The sequence below is a fragment of the Jeotgalibacillus aurantiacus genome, assembly GCF_020595125.1.
In the GTDB taxonomy this organism is placed as follows: domain Bacteria; phylum Bacillota; class Bacilli; order Bacillales; family Jeotgalibacillaceae; genus Jeotgalibacillus; species Jeotgalibacillus aurantiacus.
Map to the genome: position 1 here is coordinate 182,098 of NZ_JACNMS010000004.1, position 15,073 is coordinate 197,170.

At 44.1% G+C, this 15,073-nt stretch carries 15 protein-coding genes, 1 tRNA gene and 1 riboswitch; of the genes, 14 read left to right on the forward strand and 2 right to left on the reverse strand.

Annotation, left to right across the window (positions count from 1 at the left end; all coding sequences use genetic code 11):
* The first annotated feature begins 21 nt into the window (after positions 1–21).
* Positions 22–203, forward strand: a riboswitch (Lysine riboswitch).
* A 110-nt stretch (positions 204–313) separates the two neighbouring features.
* A complete protein-coding gene (locus H7968_RS13725; RefSeq protein WP_227396684.1) occupies positions 314–1,546 on the forward strand; it encodes an aspartate kinase in 1,233 nt (410 codons plus the stop codon).
* 45 nt (positions 1,547–1,591) lie between these two features.
* On the opposite strand, the gene H7968_RS13730 is transcribed toward H7968_RS13725, so the two are convergent.
* Positions 1,592–2,041, reverse strand: coding sequence for a YslB family protein (locus H7968_RS13730; protein WP_227396685.1), 450 nt, complete (start codon positions 2,039–2,041; stop codon positions 1,592–1,594).
* Between the two features lie 376 nt (positions 2,042–2,417).
* Between H7968_RS13730 and H7968_RS13735 the strand changes: the two genes are divergently transcribed.
* The 13 genes from H7968_RS13735 (at position 2,418) to H7968_RS13795 (ending at position 12,709) form a co-directional block, all read left to right on the forward strand.
* On the forward strand, positions 2,418–3,026 hold the full coding sequence (locus tag H7968_RS13735; RefSeq protein WP_227396686.1) for a succinate dehydrogenase cytochrome b558 subunit: 609 nt from the start codon (positions 2,418–2,420) through the stop codon (positions 3,024–3,026).
* Between the two features lie 50 nt (positions 3,027–3,076).
* Positions 3,077–4,837: a succinate dehydrogenase flavoprotein subunit gene (sdhA, locus tag H7968_RS13740; RefSeq protein ID WP_227396687.1), complete on the forward strand. Its 1,761-nt coding sequence runs from the start codon at positions 3,077–3,079 to the stop codon at positions 4,835–4,837.
* Between the two features lie 20 nt (positions 4,838–4,857).
* Complete coding sequence (gene sdhB, locus H7968_RS13745; protein ID WP_134376904.1) at positions 4,858–5,622, forward strand: succinate dehydrogenase iron-sulfur subunit; 765 nt, start codon at positions 4,858–4,860, stop codon at positions 5,620–5,622.
* A 582-nt stretch (positions 5,623–6,204) separates the two neighbouring features.
* Positions 6,205–6,666: an acyl-CoA thioesterase gene (locus tag H7968_RS13750; RefSeq protein ID WP_227396688.1), complete on the forward strand. Its 462-nt coding sequence runs from the start codon at positions 6,205–6,207 to the stop codon at positions 6,664–6,666.
* Between the two features lie 76 nt (positions 6,667–6,742).
* Positions 6,743–6,958, forward strand: a complete 216-nt coding sequence (locus H7968_RS13755; RefSeq protein ID WP_227396689.1) for a helix-turn-helix domain-containing protein — start codon at positions 6,743–6,745, stop codon at positions 6,956–6,958.
* 147 nt (positions 6,959–7,105) lie between these two features.
* Positions 7,106–7,558 carry a MarR family winged helix-turn-helix transcriptional regulator gene (locus tag H7968_RS13760; RefSeq protein ID WP_227396690.1) on the forward strand — a complete coding sequence of 151 codons (453 nt, stop codon included), beginning with the start codon at positions 7,106–7,108 and terminating at the stop codon, positions 7,556–7,558.
* A gap of 16 nt (positions 7,559–7,574) precedes the next feature.
* Positions 7,575–8,372, forward strand: coding sequence for a glutamate racemase (gene racE / locus H7968_RS13765; protein WP_227396691.1), 798 nt, complete (start codon positions 7,575–7,577; stop codon positions 8,370–8,372).
* A 114-nt stretch (positions 8,373–8,486) separates the two neighbouring features.
* Positions 8,487–9,239 (forward strand): ribonuclease PH, encoded by a 753-nt coding sequence (gene rph, locus H7968_RS13770; RefSeq protein ID WP_227396692.1) that lies wholly within the window; start codon positions 8,487–8,489, stop codon positions 9,237–9,239.
* Entirely contained in the window at positions 9,236–9,832 is a 597-nt protein-coding gene (locus H7968_RS13775) for an XTP/dITP diphosphatase (RefSeq protein ID WP_227396693.1), read from the forward strand. Before rph ends, H7968_RS13775 begins: the two co-directional genes overlap by 4 nt.
* Positions 9,833–9,841: 9 nt before the next feature.
* Positions 9,842–10,354 (forward strand): metallophosphoesterase, encoded by a 513-nt coding sequence (locus tag H7968_RS13780; protein WP_227396694.1) that lies wholly within the window; start codon positions 9,842–9,844, stop codon positions 10,352–10,354.
* 139 nt (positions 10,355–10,493) lie between these two features.
* A tRNA-Arg gene (locus H7968_RS13785) sits at positions 10,494–10,567 on the forward strand.
* A 91-nt stretch (positions 10,568–10,658) separates the two neighbouring features.
* Entirely contained in the window at positions 10,659–11,612 is a 954-nt protein-coding gene (locus H7968_RS13790; RefSeq protein WP_227396695.1) for a tyrosine-type recombinase/integrase, read from the forward strand.
* A 311-nt stretch (positions 11,613–11,923) separates the two neighbouring features.
* Positions 11,924–12,709, forward strand: a complete 786-nt coding sequence (locus tag H7968_RS13795; RefSeq protein WP_227396696.1) for a helix-turn-helix domain-containing protein — start codon at positions 11,924–11,926, stop codon at positions 12,707–12,709.
* Positions 12,710–13,893: 1,184 nt separating this feature from the next.
* On the opposite strand, the gene H7968_RS13800 is transcribed toward H7968_RS13795, so the two are convergent.
* Positions 13,894–14,466 (reverse strand): tyrosine-type recombinase/integrase, encoded by a 573-nt coding sequence (locus H7968_RS13800; protein WP_227396697.1) that lies wholly within the window; start codon positions 14,464–14,466, stop codon positions 13,894–13,896.
* Between the last annotated feature and the right edge of the window lie 607 nt (positions 14,467–15,073).

Here is a 15,073-nt window from a genome sequence, read left to right on the forward strand (position 1 = left end):
AAAATTATACACTTTTTCTAAAGTGGTGATAGAGGTGCGGACGTCAATAGTAGCACAGCAGAGGATGATGAACTCCTTTGAAGCTGTGTGAAAGGGGCGGACCGCCGAAGTGATCAGCCATTCATCGAGCTGATTGCTGGTTCTGCATTTAAGAGGTGCAGGGCTGTCAGAACATTGACCTGTTCTGGAGAGCTATCTCACCTGTGCGATATACGGACGATGTCTGTTAAAAAGCAATGGGGATAGCCTTCCCCATTGCTTTTTTTTATTTCGCGGAAGGTTGAGAAATACAATATGAGAGAAGGAAATTAAAGTGGGTTTAGTTGTTCAGAAGTTTGGCGGAACGTCAGTAGGATCAGTTGAGAAGATCCATCATGTAGCCAATCGCGTCATTCAGGAAAAAGAGCGAGGGAATGATGTAATTGTCGTTGTGTCTGCAATGGGGAAAACAACAGATGAGCTTGTCAGACTGGCAGGGGAAATGACCTCAAGACCTGAGAAGCGTGAAATGGATATGCTGCTGACAACGGGAGAGCAGATGTCGATTTCACTCTTATCCATGGCGCTTCAAAACAGAGGATATAAAAGTACGTCCTTAACGGGCTGGCAGGCAGGAATCCGTACAGAGGCTGTTTTCAGCAACGCAAGAATTACAGATGTTAAGACGGAGCGTGTAAAGGGACTGCTGAATGAAGGACGTGTTCTTGTTGTCGCAGGATTTCAAGGAATGGATGAGAACGGTGAAATTACAACACTGGGCCGTGGTGGATCCGATACGACCGCTGTAGCACTCGCAGCAGCACTGCGCGCAGACCGGTGTGATATTTATACAGATGTTGATGGCGTATATACAACAGATCCGAGATATGTGAAGGGTGCAAGAAAATTAACAGCCGTATCTTATGATGAAATGCTTGAGATGGCAAATCTTGGTGCGGGCGTTCTGCATCCAAGGGCGGTTGAGTTTGCTAAAAATCATCAGATTACATTAACAGTCCGTTCGAGTATGGAAGAAGTGGAAGGAACGATTATTGAGGAGGATGCACCAATGGAAGGAAATTTGGTTGTACGAGGAGTAGCATTTGATCAGGGGATTGTCAGAATGACCGTTGTCGGTTTGCAGGATGAATTAATAGGGATGTCATCTGTTTTCACCGTATTGGCTGATAATCACATTGATGTGGATATTATTATTCAGAGTAAAACAGATACCGGGAAGGTTAATCTTTCATTCTCTATTAAAGAAGCTGCATTGCATGAAGCGCTTGAAGTACTTGAGCAGCACAGAGAGCAGATCGGATTTGATCAGATTGAGCACGAATCAGGGTTAGCGAAGGTTTCCATCGTTGGGTCCGGTATGGTATCAAATCCGGGTGTGGCAGCGAAAATGTTCAGCGTACTTGCATCAAACGGAATTCAAATGAAAATGGTCAGCACGTCTGAGATTAAGGTTTCTGCATTGGTGGATATGGAGAAAATGCAGGATGCGGCACAAATTCTGCATGACAGCTTCAGCCTGAGCGAGCTTGCAGCCGGGCAGGCATAATAAAATAAAGCGCCTGATTCGTTCTTCAGGCGCTTTTATGTATGCTCAGACGCGGCTGTTGGCCTTTCTGGATGGAAGAGAATAAGGATCTCTTGAGTCAGACTTCAATTCAAACTGAACTTTGTTTTTCTTCTCTTTCTGAAAAACAGCTTCAGTCTGGTACTGCTTCATCATCGCTATTTGTTCAGCGAGGAACCCTGCTTCAAGTGAAAATTGGCTTTCCTTGATTTTTAATCGTTCCTCGACGATAGAGCCGGACAATTCAAAGTGCATCTCATCATTTTTCTGACGGATGATCATCAGGCTGCCCCAGTTTGCACGTGAGAAAAAAGCGATCAGTTCTCCTTCATTTTCACATGGATATTTACGGGCCATGTTTTTACCTGCCCAGTATAGTATGTCCTTTGTATGCGTACCCAGCAGATCCGGGATAAGCTCGTCTCTGATCATGGTAAATCCAAAATGGTCCAATGGTGTTTCTTGTTCATTTGACATAATAAACCCTCACTTTCCACACATTTATTATATCGGGTCTCTGTCGAAAGTGTAAGGGCTGAAGGTGGAAATGGTTCATTTTAATTAAATATCCACTAGAATATGCTTTATTGCGATAATAGATTGTGAAAAATGTTTATTTGTGAAATTTATGTGAACAGAATGTGTGAAACCTGCATTCTAGAGGTTTTTATTGCACTGTAAAGACAGAGTGTTCAGAATCGTTTTTATGTATACGTTTTCTTGACGCTCTATACATAGAGGAGTACAATAAATTTGTCACATAAATGTTATACTGTGCGAAATTTTGTTGCTTGTGTTGGAATCTGGGGAACACTGGCAGCAGCGTTACTTAATCAAGAGGGGGTTACATTCGATGGCAGAAAATCGAGAGTTTTATTGGAGGAGGCTGCATTCCTTACTTGGGGTTATTCCTGTAGGAATCTTCCTGATTCAACACTTAGTTGTTAACCATTTCGCTACCAGAAGCGAACAGGCTTTCAACGATGCAGCACACTTTATGGAGAGTTTACCTTTTAGAATTTTCCTTGAAATTTTCATTATTTTTATTCCTTTATACTTCCACGCAATCTACGGAGTATACATCGCATTTACTTCGAAAAACAATACGAGACGTTATGGAACACTTCGAAACTATATGTTCCTTCTTCAGCGTCTTACAGGGATCTTTACGCTGATCTTTGTAACATGGCATATCTGGGAAACGCGTATTCAGGCAGCGCTGGGTGCAGAAGTTGACTTTGGCATGATGGAAGCAATTTTGGCTAATCCATGGATGGTAGCGTTCTATATCGCTGGTGTTGTATCCACAACATTCCACTTTGCTAACGGACTGTGGTCATTCTTCGTGTCATGGGGTATCACTGTAAGTCCCCGTTCACAAGTGATCTCAACATATGCAACAATGGGTGTCTTTGTTGTATTAACTATTATTGGTGTACGTGCAATTCTGGCGTTTGTATAAATCGATCGGTATAAAAGTTATGGCTTGAAATCAGTAAGGAGAGTGACAAAATGAGTAAAGGGAAAATTATCGTTGTAGGCGGCGGACTTGCCGGACTGATGGCAACGATTAAAGCAGCTGAAGCCGGAATGTCAGTAGATTTATTCTCTCTCGTTCCAGTAAAGCGTTCACACTCTGTATGTGCCCAGGGCGGCATTAACGGAGCGGTTAATACAAAAGGTGAAGGGGATTCTCCTTGGGAACACTTTGATGACACGGTTTACGGAGGAGACTTCCTTGCGAACCAGCCTCCTGTTAAAGCAATGTGTGAGGCAGCGCCTGGTATCATTCACCTTCTTGACCGTATGGGCGTTATGTTCAACCGTACACCTGAAGGTCTGCTTGACTTCAGACGTTTCGGGGGCACACAGCATCACCGTACAGCATTTGCAGGGGCGACAACAGGCCAGCAGCTGTTATATGCACTTGATGAGCAGGTAAGACGTCATGAAGTAGCCGGTCTTGTAACAAAATATGAAGGCTGGGAATTCCTCGGTTCTGTACTTGACGACGATGGCGTTTGCCGCGGCGTCGTATCTCAGGATCTGAAAACAATGGAAATCAAAGCTTTCCGTGGAGATGCGGTGATTCTTGCAACAGGTGGTCCTGGAATCATCTTTGGTAAATCAACGAACTCCGTCATCAACACTGGTGCTGCAGCATCTGTTGCTTACCAGCAGGGTGTTTATTACTCAAACGGTGAATTCATTCAGATCCACCCGACTGCGATTCCTGGTGACGATAAGCTTCGTCTTATGAGTGAGTCAGCGCGTGGTGAAGGTGGACGTGTATGGACGTATAAGGATGGCAAACCATGGTACTTCCTTGAAGAGAAGTATCCTGCATACGGAAACCTTGTACCTCGTGATATTGCCACACGTGAAATTTTCGACGTATGCGTGCGTCAAAAACTGGGTATCAACGGAGAAAACATGGTTTACCTGGATCTTTCACATAAAGATCCTAAGGAGCTTGACATTAAGCTCGGTGGAATCATCGAAATCTATGAGAAATTCATGGGTGATGACCCTCGTAAAGTACCAATGAAGATCTTCCCGGCTGTTCACTATTCAATGGGTGGACTATGGGTAGATTATGATCAGATGACAAACATTCCTGGCCTGTTCGCAGCCGGTGAGTGTGATTACTCGATTCACGGTGCAAACCGTCTTGGCGCAAACTCACTGTTATCCTCTATTTACGGCGGGATGGTTGCCGGACCAAATGCAGTGAAATATATTAACGGACTTGAGCAGACAGCTGAAGATATGCCGGAAGAAATCTACACACGTTTTGTGAAAGAAAAGCAGGACGAGTGGGATGAAATCATGGCAATGGACGGCGACGAAAATGCTTATGTGATTCACAAAGAGCTTGGTGAGTGGATGACGGACAACGTAACGGTTGTGCGCTACAACGACAAGCTGCGTGAAACAGATGAGAAAATTCAGGAGCTTCAGGAACGCTTCAAGCGCATTAATATCAACGATACAGCGAAATGGAGTAACCAGGGAGCAGTATTTACCCGCCAGTTAAAAGGTATGCTTCACCTTTCACGTGTTGTAACAATCGGTGCCCTAAAGCGTGATGAAAGCCGCGGCGCTCATTATAAGCCGGAGTTCCCGGAACGTAACGATGCTGACTTCCTGAAAACAACAATGGCGAAATTCAATCCTGCAACAAACGCACCTGAATTCCATTTTGAAGATGTAGACGTGTCACTGATTGAGCCGCGTAAGCGCGATTACTCCAAGAAGAAAGGAGCAAAATAATCATGACAACAGCAGATACAATGACAGAAAATAAGGTGATTAAGTTTGAGATTCACCGTCAGGACGACGGTCAGTCAGAACCTTATTTCGAAGAGTTTGAGATTCCTTACCGTCCGAATATGAACGTGATCTCGGCGCTGATGGAAATCCGCCGTAACCCTTTCAATAAAAAAGGTGAAAAAACTCAGCCGGTAGCCTGGGATATGGGCTGTCTGGAAGAGGTTTGCGGAGCGTGTTCAATGGTCATCAACGGCAAGCCGCGTCAGTCTTGTACAGCACTTGTTGACCAGCTTGAACAGCCGATCCGCCTTGAGCCGATGAAAACATTCCCGGTCGTGCGTGACCTTCAGGTTGACCGCAGCCGCATGTTTGATTCACTGAAGAAAGTAAAAGCATGGATTCCAATTGACGGAACGTACGATCTTGGTCCTGGACCGCGTATGCCTGAGAAAAAACGTCAGTGGGCCTATGAGCTGTCAAAATGTATGACATGTGGTGTATGTCTTGAAGCATGTCCAAACGTAAACAGCAAATCAGACTTTATCGGACCTGCGCCACTTTCACAGGTTCGTCTGTTCAATGCTCATCCGACAGGCTCCATGAACAAAAACGAGCGTCTTGAAGCTATTATGGGTGAAGGTGGACTCGCAAACTGCGGTAACTCACAAAACTGCGTTCAGGCATGTCCGAAAGGCATTCCATTAACAACTTCTATTGCGGCGCTAAACCGCGACACAAGCTTCCAGATGTTCAGAAGCTTCTTCGGAAGTGACAGAGAAGTATAAAATAAGTACTCTTGATGCAGCCGGTTTCCTTTTGGGAGCCGGCTGTTCTTTGAGTTTGTGAGGTGCCGAGTGGAATTTATGAGGTTAGAGGAAAAGCTCGTGAGGTTAGCCGCTGAGTTCGTGAGTTCCGGCTGCAGATTCGTCAGCTTGTATGAGAATTTGTGAGTTCAGTGACTTATGGACCAGGTTATGACAGTCTTGATTTGTCATTCTGCTCGAGGTTCGTAAAATTTTTTCAGTGTTTCAAAGAATTTGCTGTGTGTTTCAAAAGATTTGGCTTTGGGTTCCTATGATTCTCCCTCCCTTTCCTAAAATTTCAATCGAGTTTCACGTGATTGTGTAAATCAACCCGCTGCTCATTCCAGCTCTCCACATTTAAGGAGGTAGAATTCTGTGAACCCTCATCTAGACTAAGCACCAATATAAAACTGACCCGCTTCATCAAACCCGTCACTTCTAACCAGCCCGAGATCTCAAAAGACCCCCAATTAACTCCCTATTTTATGATAAGGCTTTCAATATCAGCATATTTAAGGTAAAATCAAGAAAATGAATGATCATTCATAAAAAGGGGAGTCAACCATGAAAATCAGTTATATTGAAGATTTTGAAGCCTGGCAAAAGGAATTTACCTTTTCCTATCCGGTGAAGGTCCGCTTTTCAGAGACAGATCTTTTCGGACATTTAAATAATACGGTCCCGTTTGTTTATTTTGAACAGGCGCGTATTGAATATTTAAAATCACTCGGTTTCATGCAGGATTGGGTCAACCCGTCTAACGAGACGATCCCAGTTGTAGCCAATTTGCAGTGTGATTTTTTAAAGCAGGTATTTTTCGATGAAGACATCAATGTGTTTGTAAAAGCCAATTCAGTTGGTAATTCTTCTGTTGATATCCATTACCTCGGATTAAACCGTACAGGTGTACCGGTTTTTGTCGGGAGGGGAACAATGGTTCAAATTTCAAAGACTACCGGTAAAGGAGTCGCCTGGACAGATTTAGAAAAAGAGCAGCTTCGTCCAACCGAACAGCTGCAAAAATAGACAGACAATCGTTCACTTCTTTCCCCTTATCCTCATAAACTGAAGAAACGGGCTTCGGCAGGTGAGGGGGATACAGATGATGACGAGAAAAACATCGATTTTAACTAAGCGTGAAAAAGAGGTTTTTATTTTACTTTTAAAAGATAAAACTACGAAGGATATTGCGTCCGAACTTTTTATCAGTGAAAAAACGGTGCGTAACCATATTTCCAACACAATTCAAAAGCTGGGTGTGAAGGGCAGATCACAGGCGATTGTAGAGCTTCTCCGGCTGGGAGAGCTTTCTTTATAAGAAGAATATCAAGCTGATCAGGTGAGAGCTGTCTTTTAAAGGCAGTTTCTTTTTATTTATATGAAGTTCCGCTAAAAAGATTCTTGATCTTTACCGGTAAAAAGGTGACAATGACAGTAGAATGAAACGTTAGGAGTGTGTATGCTGATGGAAACGAAAGGTACTCAGGAGCTTCACCCAAAAGAGGTCGTGGCGGATATTGAGAAGGATCTTCGCTATATTTCCGGCATTATTAAACAAAAGGGAAGAGAGATCTTAAGCCAATATACGATTACGCCTCCTCAATTTATTGCGCTTCAGTGGCTTTTTGAGGATGGGGACATGACAATTGGTGAACTCTCGACTAAAATGTATCTTGCGTGCAGTACAACGACAGACCTTGTTGACCGGATGGAGCGCAATAGCCTTGTGATGAGAGTGAAGGATGAGAACGACCGCAGAGTTGTAAGAATTCACCTTCTTGAAGAAGGAGAACGAATTATTGAGGAAGTAATCAAAAAACGTCAGCATGATCTCAATGAGGTGCTTTCTGATTTTTCATCAGAAGAAGTTGACGCGCTGGCAAAGGCTCTGAATAAACTGCATGGTGAAATGAGATAAGAGTGAGGCGCTAGTATTGAGTAAAGCAATCGGAATTATGGATTCAGGCGTTGGGGGGCTGACAGTTGCAAAAGAAGTGAGTCACCAGCTGCCTAATGAGACAATTTATTATCTTGGTGATACAGCACGCTGTCCCTATGGTCCGAGACCTGTAGAAGAGGTTAGGCAATATACATGGGAAATGGCGGAATTCCTTTACCGTCAGGATATCAAAATGCTGATTATTGCCTGCAATACAGCGACGGCTGTTGCGCTGGAGGAAATTAAAACCGCTTTTGATATTCCGGTTATTGGTGTCATTTCCCCTGGAGCAAGATCAGCTATTAAGTACACAAAAAATGATACGATCGGGATTTTAGGTACGGTTGGCACGATAAAAAGTAAGGCGTATGAAGATGCCCTTAAAGATTTGAGACCAACAACGGTTACATATCCTCTAGCCTGTCCAAAGTTCGTTCCGCTCGTGGAAAGTGGAGAGTACAACAGCTCGATGGCAAAAAAAATCGTCGCTGAAACACTATACAGTCTGAAGCAGACGAACATCGATACGCTGATTCTCGGCTGTACCCATTATCCACTGCTGCAGCCGCTCATTGAGCAGTATCTTGGGAGTGGTGTGAAGGTGATCAGCTCGGGTGATGAGACAGCAAGAGAGGTCAGTGCGATCCTTGCTTACAGGGACGAACTGAATTCCCGGCACGAAAAAATGAAAAACAAGTATTATACAACTGGCTCCCCTGTCATTTTCGGACAAGTTGCCCGGGAATGGATGAATGACCAACATATGACCATTCAGCAGATTAAATTACCGTGAGCCGATCACGGTTTTTCTATTTGCACATAACCTCTTCGAAGGAGACGTTTATATGTATAGAGCGGCTGAACGAAGCAAAAATAAAGGGAATCAGATCAAGTAGGAGGAATCATCATGCGTCCTGATGGAAGAAAACCGGCAGAGCTAAGAGAAATTAAAATTGACAGGGACTACCTCATTCATCCCGAAGGATCCGTGCTCATATCAGCAGGCAATACAAAAGTGATCTGTACGGCCAGTGTAGATGAACGGGTCCCTCCATTTATGAGAGGGCAAGGAAAAGGGTGGATTACTGCAGAATATTCCATGTTGCCGAGAGCAACTGGTCAACGTACGATTCGTGAATCTTCAAAAGGGAAGGTCGCCGGTCGCACAATGGAAATACAAAGACTGATTGGAAGAGCATTGCGTTCAGTCGTAGATCTTGATGCACTTGGTGAGCGTACGGTCTGGATTGATTGTGATGTCATCCAGGCAGATGGTGGTACGCGGACAGCTTCTATCACGGGTGCTTTTGTGGCGATGACGCTGGCTATTGCAAAAATTGCTGAAGAAAAAAAGCTCGAGACGTTCCCAGTAAAAGACTTCCTCGCAGCTATCTCTGTCGGTATGACAGAAGAGGACGGAGCAGTGCTTGATCTTAATTACATCGAAGACAGCAAGGCAGATGTTGATATGAATGTCGTGATGACCGGAGCAGGTCAGTTTGTTGAGCTTCAGGGTACGGGAGAAGAAGCGACTTTCTCTCACCAGGAACTGCTTTCCATGCTCGACATTGCACAAAAAGGTATTCGCGATATTATCAAAATACAGGCTGAAAGCATCGGGGAAGCCGCTGAAAAAATCAACCCGGGTGTCAATATATGAAAACGATCATCGTTGCTACAAATAATGCCGGTAAAGCAGCAGAATTTGAATCCATGTTTGCACCGCTCGGCTTTCAGGTAAAGACCTTAAAAGACTTTCCTGAGCTTGGTGAAGTGGAAGAAACAGGTGTCACATTTGAAGAAAATGCCGTTTTAAAAGCTGAAACCATCGCAAAAAAGCTTGGCATCCCGGTTATTGCGGACGACAGCGGACTTTTAGTCGATGCACTCGATGGCGAGCCCGGTGTTTTTTCAGCACGGTATGCAGGGGAAGATAAAGATGATGAGGCAAATATCAATAAGGTTCTCCTGAAACTTAAGGAAATTCCTGATGAAAAAAGGACTGCGCATTTTCATTGTACGCTGGCTTTTGCATCACCTGACGTGCCGACCCGCACTTATACAGGTGTTTGCTCAGGCAGAATCACACATGAAAAGATTGGGCAGGAAGGCTTCGGCTACGATCCGATTTTCTGGAGAGACGAAGAGCAAAAAACGCTTGCCCAAATGACAAAAGATCAGAAAGCTCAAATCAGCCACAGGGGTAATGCCCTTAAAGAATTGAAAAAGGACCTGCAAAATCTGCTTAAATGAGGTGTTTTAATGAAAATACTTGTTGTAAGCGATAACCACGGTGACCGCACGATCCTTCAAAGTGTGAAAGACGTCTGGCGTAATCAGGTCGACTGGATGTTCCACGCCGGAGATTCTGAGCTGCCGTTTGAATCAGAGGAAATGGACGGCTTTGAAAAGGTCAGGGGGAACTGCGACTTTGACGTGATGTATCCTGAAGAGCATGTCGTGGATACTGGACACCTCAAGGTTTTTATTACCCATGGACATCTGTTTGGTATCAAATCATCTCTGAACAGGATCAGATACCGGGCGGAAGAAACAGAGGCAAATATTATTTTATTTGGCCATTCTCATATGCTCGGAGCGGAGCTTGTAGAGGGACGTCTGTATCTAAACCCGGGAAGTATCCGCCTGCCAAGAGACCGCAATGAACCAACCTATGCCGTCATCTCCATAGAAGGGTCCGAGGTTGAAGTAGATTTTTATACAGACAAACATGAAAAGCTTCTTGATTGGAATGGAGAGTTAAGGGTAAACTGATAACGAGTCATTTCAGGCCTGCTGTATCAGGTCTGAAATGATCCATTTCATGAAGAGCAAAACAAATTGATAAAAGGTATTGACTTTTAAATGCTGTATTAATATAATAATAATTGTCCTTAACGGACGCCTACATAATGTCCCAGTAGCTCAGCCGGATAGAGCAACGGCCTTCTAAGCCGTCGGTCGGGAGTTCGAATCTCTCCTGGGACGCTAAACGATGGAAAAAGCCTCTTAACTACGTTAGATAGAATCGGTCAATGATTCGGTCAACTAACGATGGTTAGGGGGCTTTTTTTGCGTTATGACGAAAAGAAAACCGGAATTACACGTTACCACCAACTTAAACGACATCTTCGAGCCTTTACCTCAATTAATGACCGTTGAAAAGGCGTTGGGCATTGTACTGCGACAAATGCAGGCTGCCGGACTACGTGAGCGAACGATTGATGACTATGATCGACACGTCACTCACTTTGCCAAAGTTACGGGCGTTAAACTACTCCGAGAACTCAACGCTAATCATATTTACGATTGGCTATCTTCAATGAACGTAAGCAATCAAACGAAACTTACCCGTTTAAAGTGCATAAAAGCGTTTCTAAGCCGTTGCTTTGACGCGGGGTGGCTAGAGTCTAAGTTTTGGACAAACATCCGTATAAAGGTCGACACGCCCGTCAAAGAGGGTGTAGCTGATCGAGAAATAACCGTCTTACTATCCATGCTCGATTTAAACAAGTTTGTTGAGCTACGAGACGCCACGGCAGTCCTTGTAATGTATCAAACGGGATTGCGCGTTGGAACAGTCGCAAAGTTACGACATAAGCATGTCAAACTGATCGAGCAACTACTTCAAGTCGATGGCAGCTTAATCAAAAATCACGATTCGCTTTACCTGCCGTTTGATGACGTCTTAAAGCGATTTCTGACTGTCCTCATGGAGCAAAACGATAAAATGCGTGCTGCTCGGAACTTACAGGGCGATTACTTGTTTATGACGATTAACGGCGGATCTATATTCTCAACGCCGACCAACAACATATTAACTAAGCGATTGAAAATGTACTCGAAAATGTACGGTCTGAAAAATCTCAATCCTCACGCAATCAGAAGGGGGTTTGCGAAAAACCTGTTACGCAAAGGGGCGAACATTGCATTGATCTCCAAAGCGTTAGGGCATAGCAATATCGAAGTTACAACGCGCTATTTGCATTTAGATAAAGAAGAAGTGGCCGAAAGTCTACGGAAATTTCTATAGGGAAAGCGAGGGATAAACGTGGATCACTTACAGCGACTAATCGAAGAAGTAAACGAAACAGCCGACACTAACCCGACCGTAACCGTCAACCGTGCTGATCTCTTACGACTGATTGAAGAAACCGAGCAAGCACGACAGCAACGTAACTAAAAAAGAACATAAAAAAAAGCCACCGCTGCTGGCATAAAGCAACGATGACACCCGTAAAAATCATCTTAGCAAAAAATCCGGCAGTTTGCAAATTCTGCCCATTTGTTCATTTTATCGAACATACGTTCTGTTTGTGGTGGCTCGAAAAGGAGCCGTATAAGATGACGTATTACTTATCCGAATATCAAACGTTCAATAGCGTTCAAGAATTGAATCATCACATCGATCTATACCGCAATGACTTAACAGCGACACAATTCCGTGTGTTATGGCTCGTATCTAATTATGCGGTTAAGTATCCGGGGGCAGCGCACTTGAAGGCGTCTACGATCGCGGAAGCCTTAGACGTATCAACTAAAACGATCTATCGTGCGTTGACTGCTCTTGTGGACGCAGGAGCAATAGTTAAGCACGTTCAGTTTCGCCCAAAGTCCGGCGGTCAGGGTGCGACTATTTATTGTGTCCAACCGCACGTGTCCACGCGTGAGCTAGCTGACAACCCGCCTGTACCAACGCATAAGTCGATGAAATCCGAAAATGAAACCGCTGATTCTATTAATCTTAAAAACAACGTATTAGACACTGTAAACACGGCAGACATGGCAGACACAACAAGCAACGAAGTGCCGGCTTCAGTTTTACGTGATTTTATTCCGCAAGCTATTTATGATACGATCACACGTTATTTTGGATCAGCGAGCGAAGTCTACAGTTATTACGGCGTCATGCTTCGTGCAAAGGCGTCTATTTGTCGAGCCGTTCGTTTTGAGGACGATCCTGTTGAGTATATCAACGTGATTGAGCGTTGTATATTTGCGTGGAAAATGGGCAAGCTAAAGAAATCGTTTGAGGCGTTATTATATGCGTCAGTTCAGAATGCTACGTTGGCAGCGATCAGACGGCAGGATCAGTGTGTAAACGGACTGTTCGAGTGGATCGAAAACTGATCGTTATTTTCGGACAAAAAAAGACCACCATAAAGGCGGTCGATTTCGGTGTGAACATTTGCGCTAAAATACTGTACTTTTTGTAGAAGATTTAATACAATGAACTTAGAGATTTATAAAATTAAAAATAAAATTAAAAACTGAAAATGGTTTTATGACGACTTCTTCTTGGCGGGAGAGTCGTCTTTTTTCGTGTGTTCTAACAGCATTGGAAGGAGAAGACTTGTTGACTCCATTATGTCTCCGATCCCCGTAATTATCTCCGAAATTAATCGCAAAGTTTCTATCATTATTTCACCTCCTAGCACGCAGGAGAGTTGTTCACACCTTATTTACAGTTTACCCTGCCATTACCCGAATTTCAAACAAATACACAACATATTGTGATTTTATTTTCTGCCTAAATACCATATATGGATTATCTGGTCAATTAAAAGATTTTGTCAGACATCTATACGATAGATTTCGTAAGTATTGGGAAGTGTAAATTACATATCTTCGAAAATTCTCGTTATATTAAATGAAATCGTTCTTGAGCCTATCCCCCTTTCTTATAATAAAATTGTACGCCTACACTACCCGAATTTCAAATAGCCTCGTGTAACAAACATACCGTGCCGTGTATCAAAGATACCGCAGAGTGTTACGATCGTGCCGTTTTCGGTGTGAAAATGCAACAATCGTACAAGCCACCGAAAAACAGACGATTTGTCCTATCGCTTGCCCTTGCGTTAATTATAGCTTATCTACTAAACAACGGAAAGCACTCGGCGAAATATGGGGCGGATACTGGCCTCGCGTGCCCTTACGTTGAGTCTATCAAAAAATAAGGTTTCCGGAAAATGAATATTTGTCACTCGATTTAATGTGCCGATTCATTTCCGTCCGTACCCGTGCGACAGCGAAAATGTCGTATCGAAAATCATCCGGTTTCTCCGCTTATCAAACTTGTATATATAACTTATAAGAAGAAACACGGTGTATTTGCGATATACACCCGTTTTATCCGGTCATTGTGCGAGTCATCGAGAGGCGACAAAATGGGCGTTGAGGGGTGCGTGGAGATACCGTATATCTATCGGGTATCACGTTCACGACGCTTACACTCGTCAAACCTCGGGGGTCTACCCGTCTACTCACGAAAAAGCAGGGGTATGTGCGATCACCCCCGCTTGTAACTTCGATTATAGTTTGAAATCTCGTAGGCTATCCGCAATCTCATCGTCCCGTATTCCGATATATCTCTTTGTCTCCGTGTAGTTCGCGTGATTGAATATCTCCATAAGCGTTGCAACGTCTTTCGTCCGCTGATAGTAGTGATAGCCGAATGTCTTGCGTCCTGTATGAGTACCGATGTCGTCGCGCCCGATGTAGTCGGCAGCCTTCGCATAGATACGATAGGCTTGCGTAGTTGTGATATGTCCGTCGCCTTTTCTACTCGGAAACAACCACTCGGTAGCTCCTGGTAAGTCGTCGATATAATCGGCAATATCGGCCATGATAGCGCTCAGATGAACCGTTCTTTTCTTAATCGTCTTGCCCTCAGATACCACGATAGATGATCTCCCTCGCACTTGTTCCACTCGTAGCTTTACAATGTCCCCTATACGCAGGCCCGTGTTGATTGCGATATTGAATAGTAGCAAATTCCGATCAGCTTGCCCGGATCTCGACGATACTCGAATAGCCTCCCGAAATTCTGCAATTTCGCCGGCAGTACGCAACGGCTGAACATTAATCACCGTTTTTTCATTCACCGTTATTACCCCTTTTCGAATGTAATGTTTTTATGATTATTTGAATAATACCGTACATTAGAAATGGTGTCAACGGTCAACCGTTGCTATTTCGTTATTTTGAATGTATGAAAACAACTGTTAGATTACATTCCGCTTGATAAAATAACCGTCTATTCACCGGCTACCAACAGAGGGCAGTCGATCCAAACGTCTATATTCGATAGTACATATACGATAGTAGACACCTGCAATGGGACGCAGACACTCGCAGGTATACGAATACACCGAAACACACTCGACAAGGGATCGAGTATAGACGGACATATACACAATCACACGGGCACACAACGGATCACAACGGTATCCCAACGTTAATTAATAGGGAATGCCAGGCGAAAGGGATCGGGTTGATTCGGGGTAATGCGAGGGGTTGTATGGACAGGCGAAAGGCAGCGCATGCCTGCCAGGGAAATCGGATACCCCCGGGGGGCGTATCGGCACGGGCGGGCCTGCCGAATGTGCGAAAATTTCCGATAAAATTTCATAACTCGGGGGCACACGAAAGGGGACATCGCGCGACAGTTCGAATATACTGACGAACAGCTACGTTTAATCCTGGACGAGA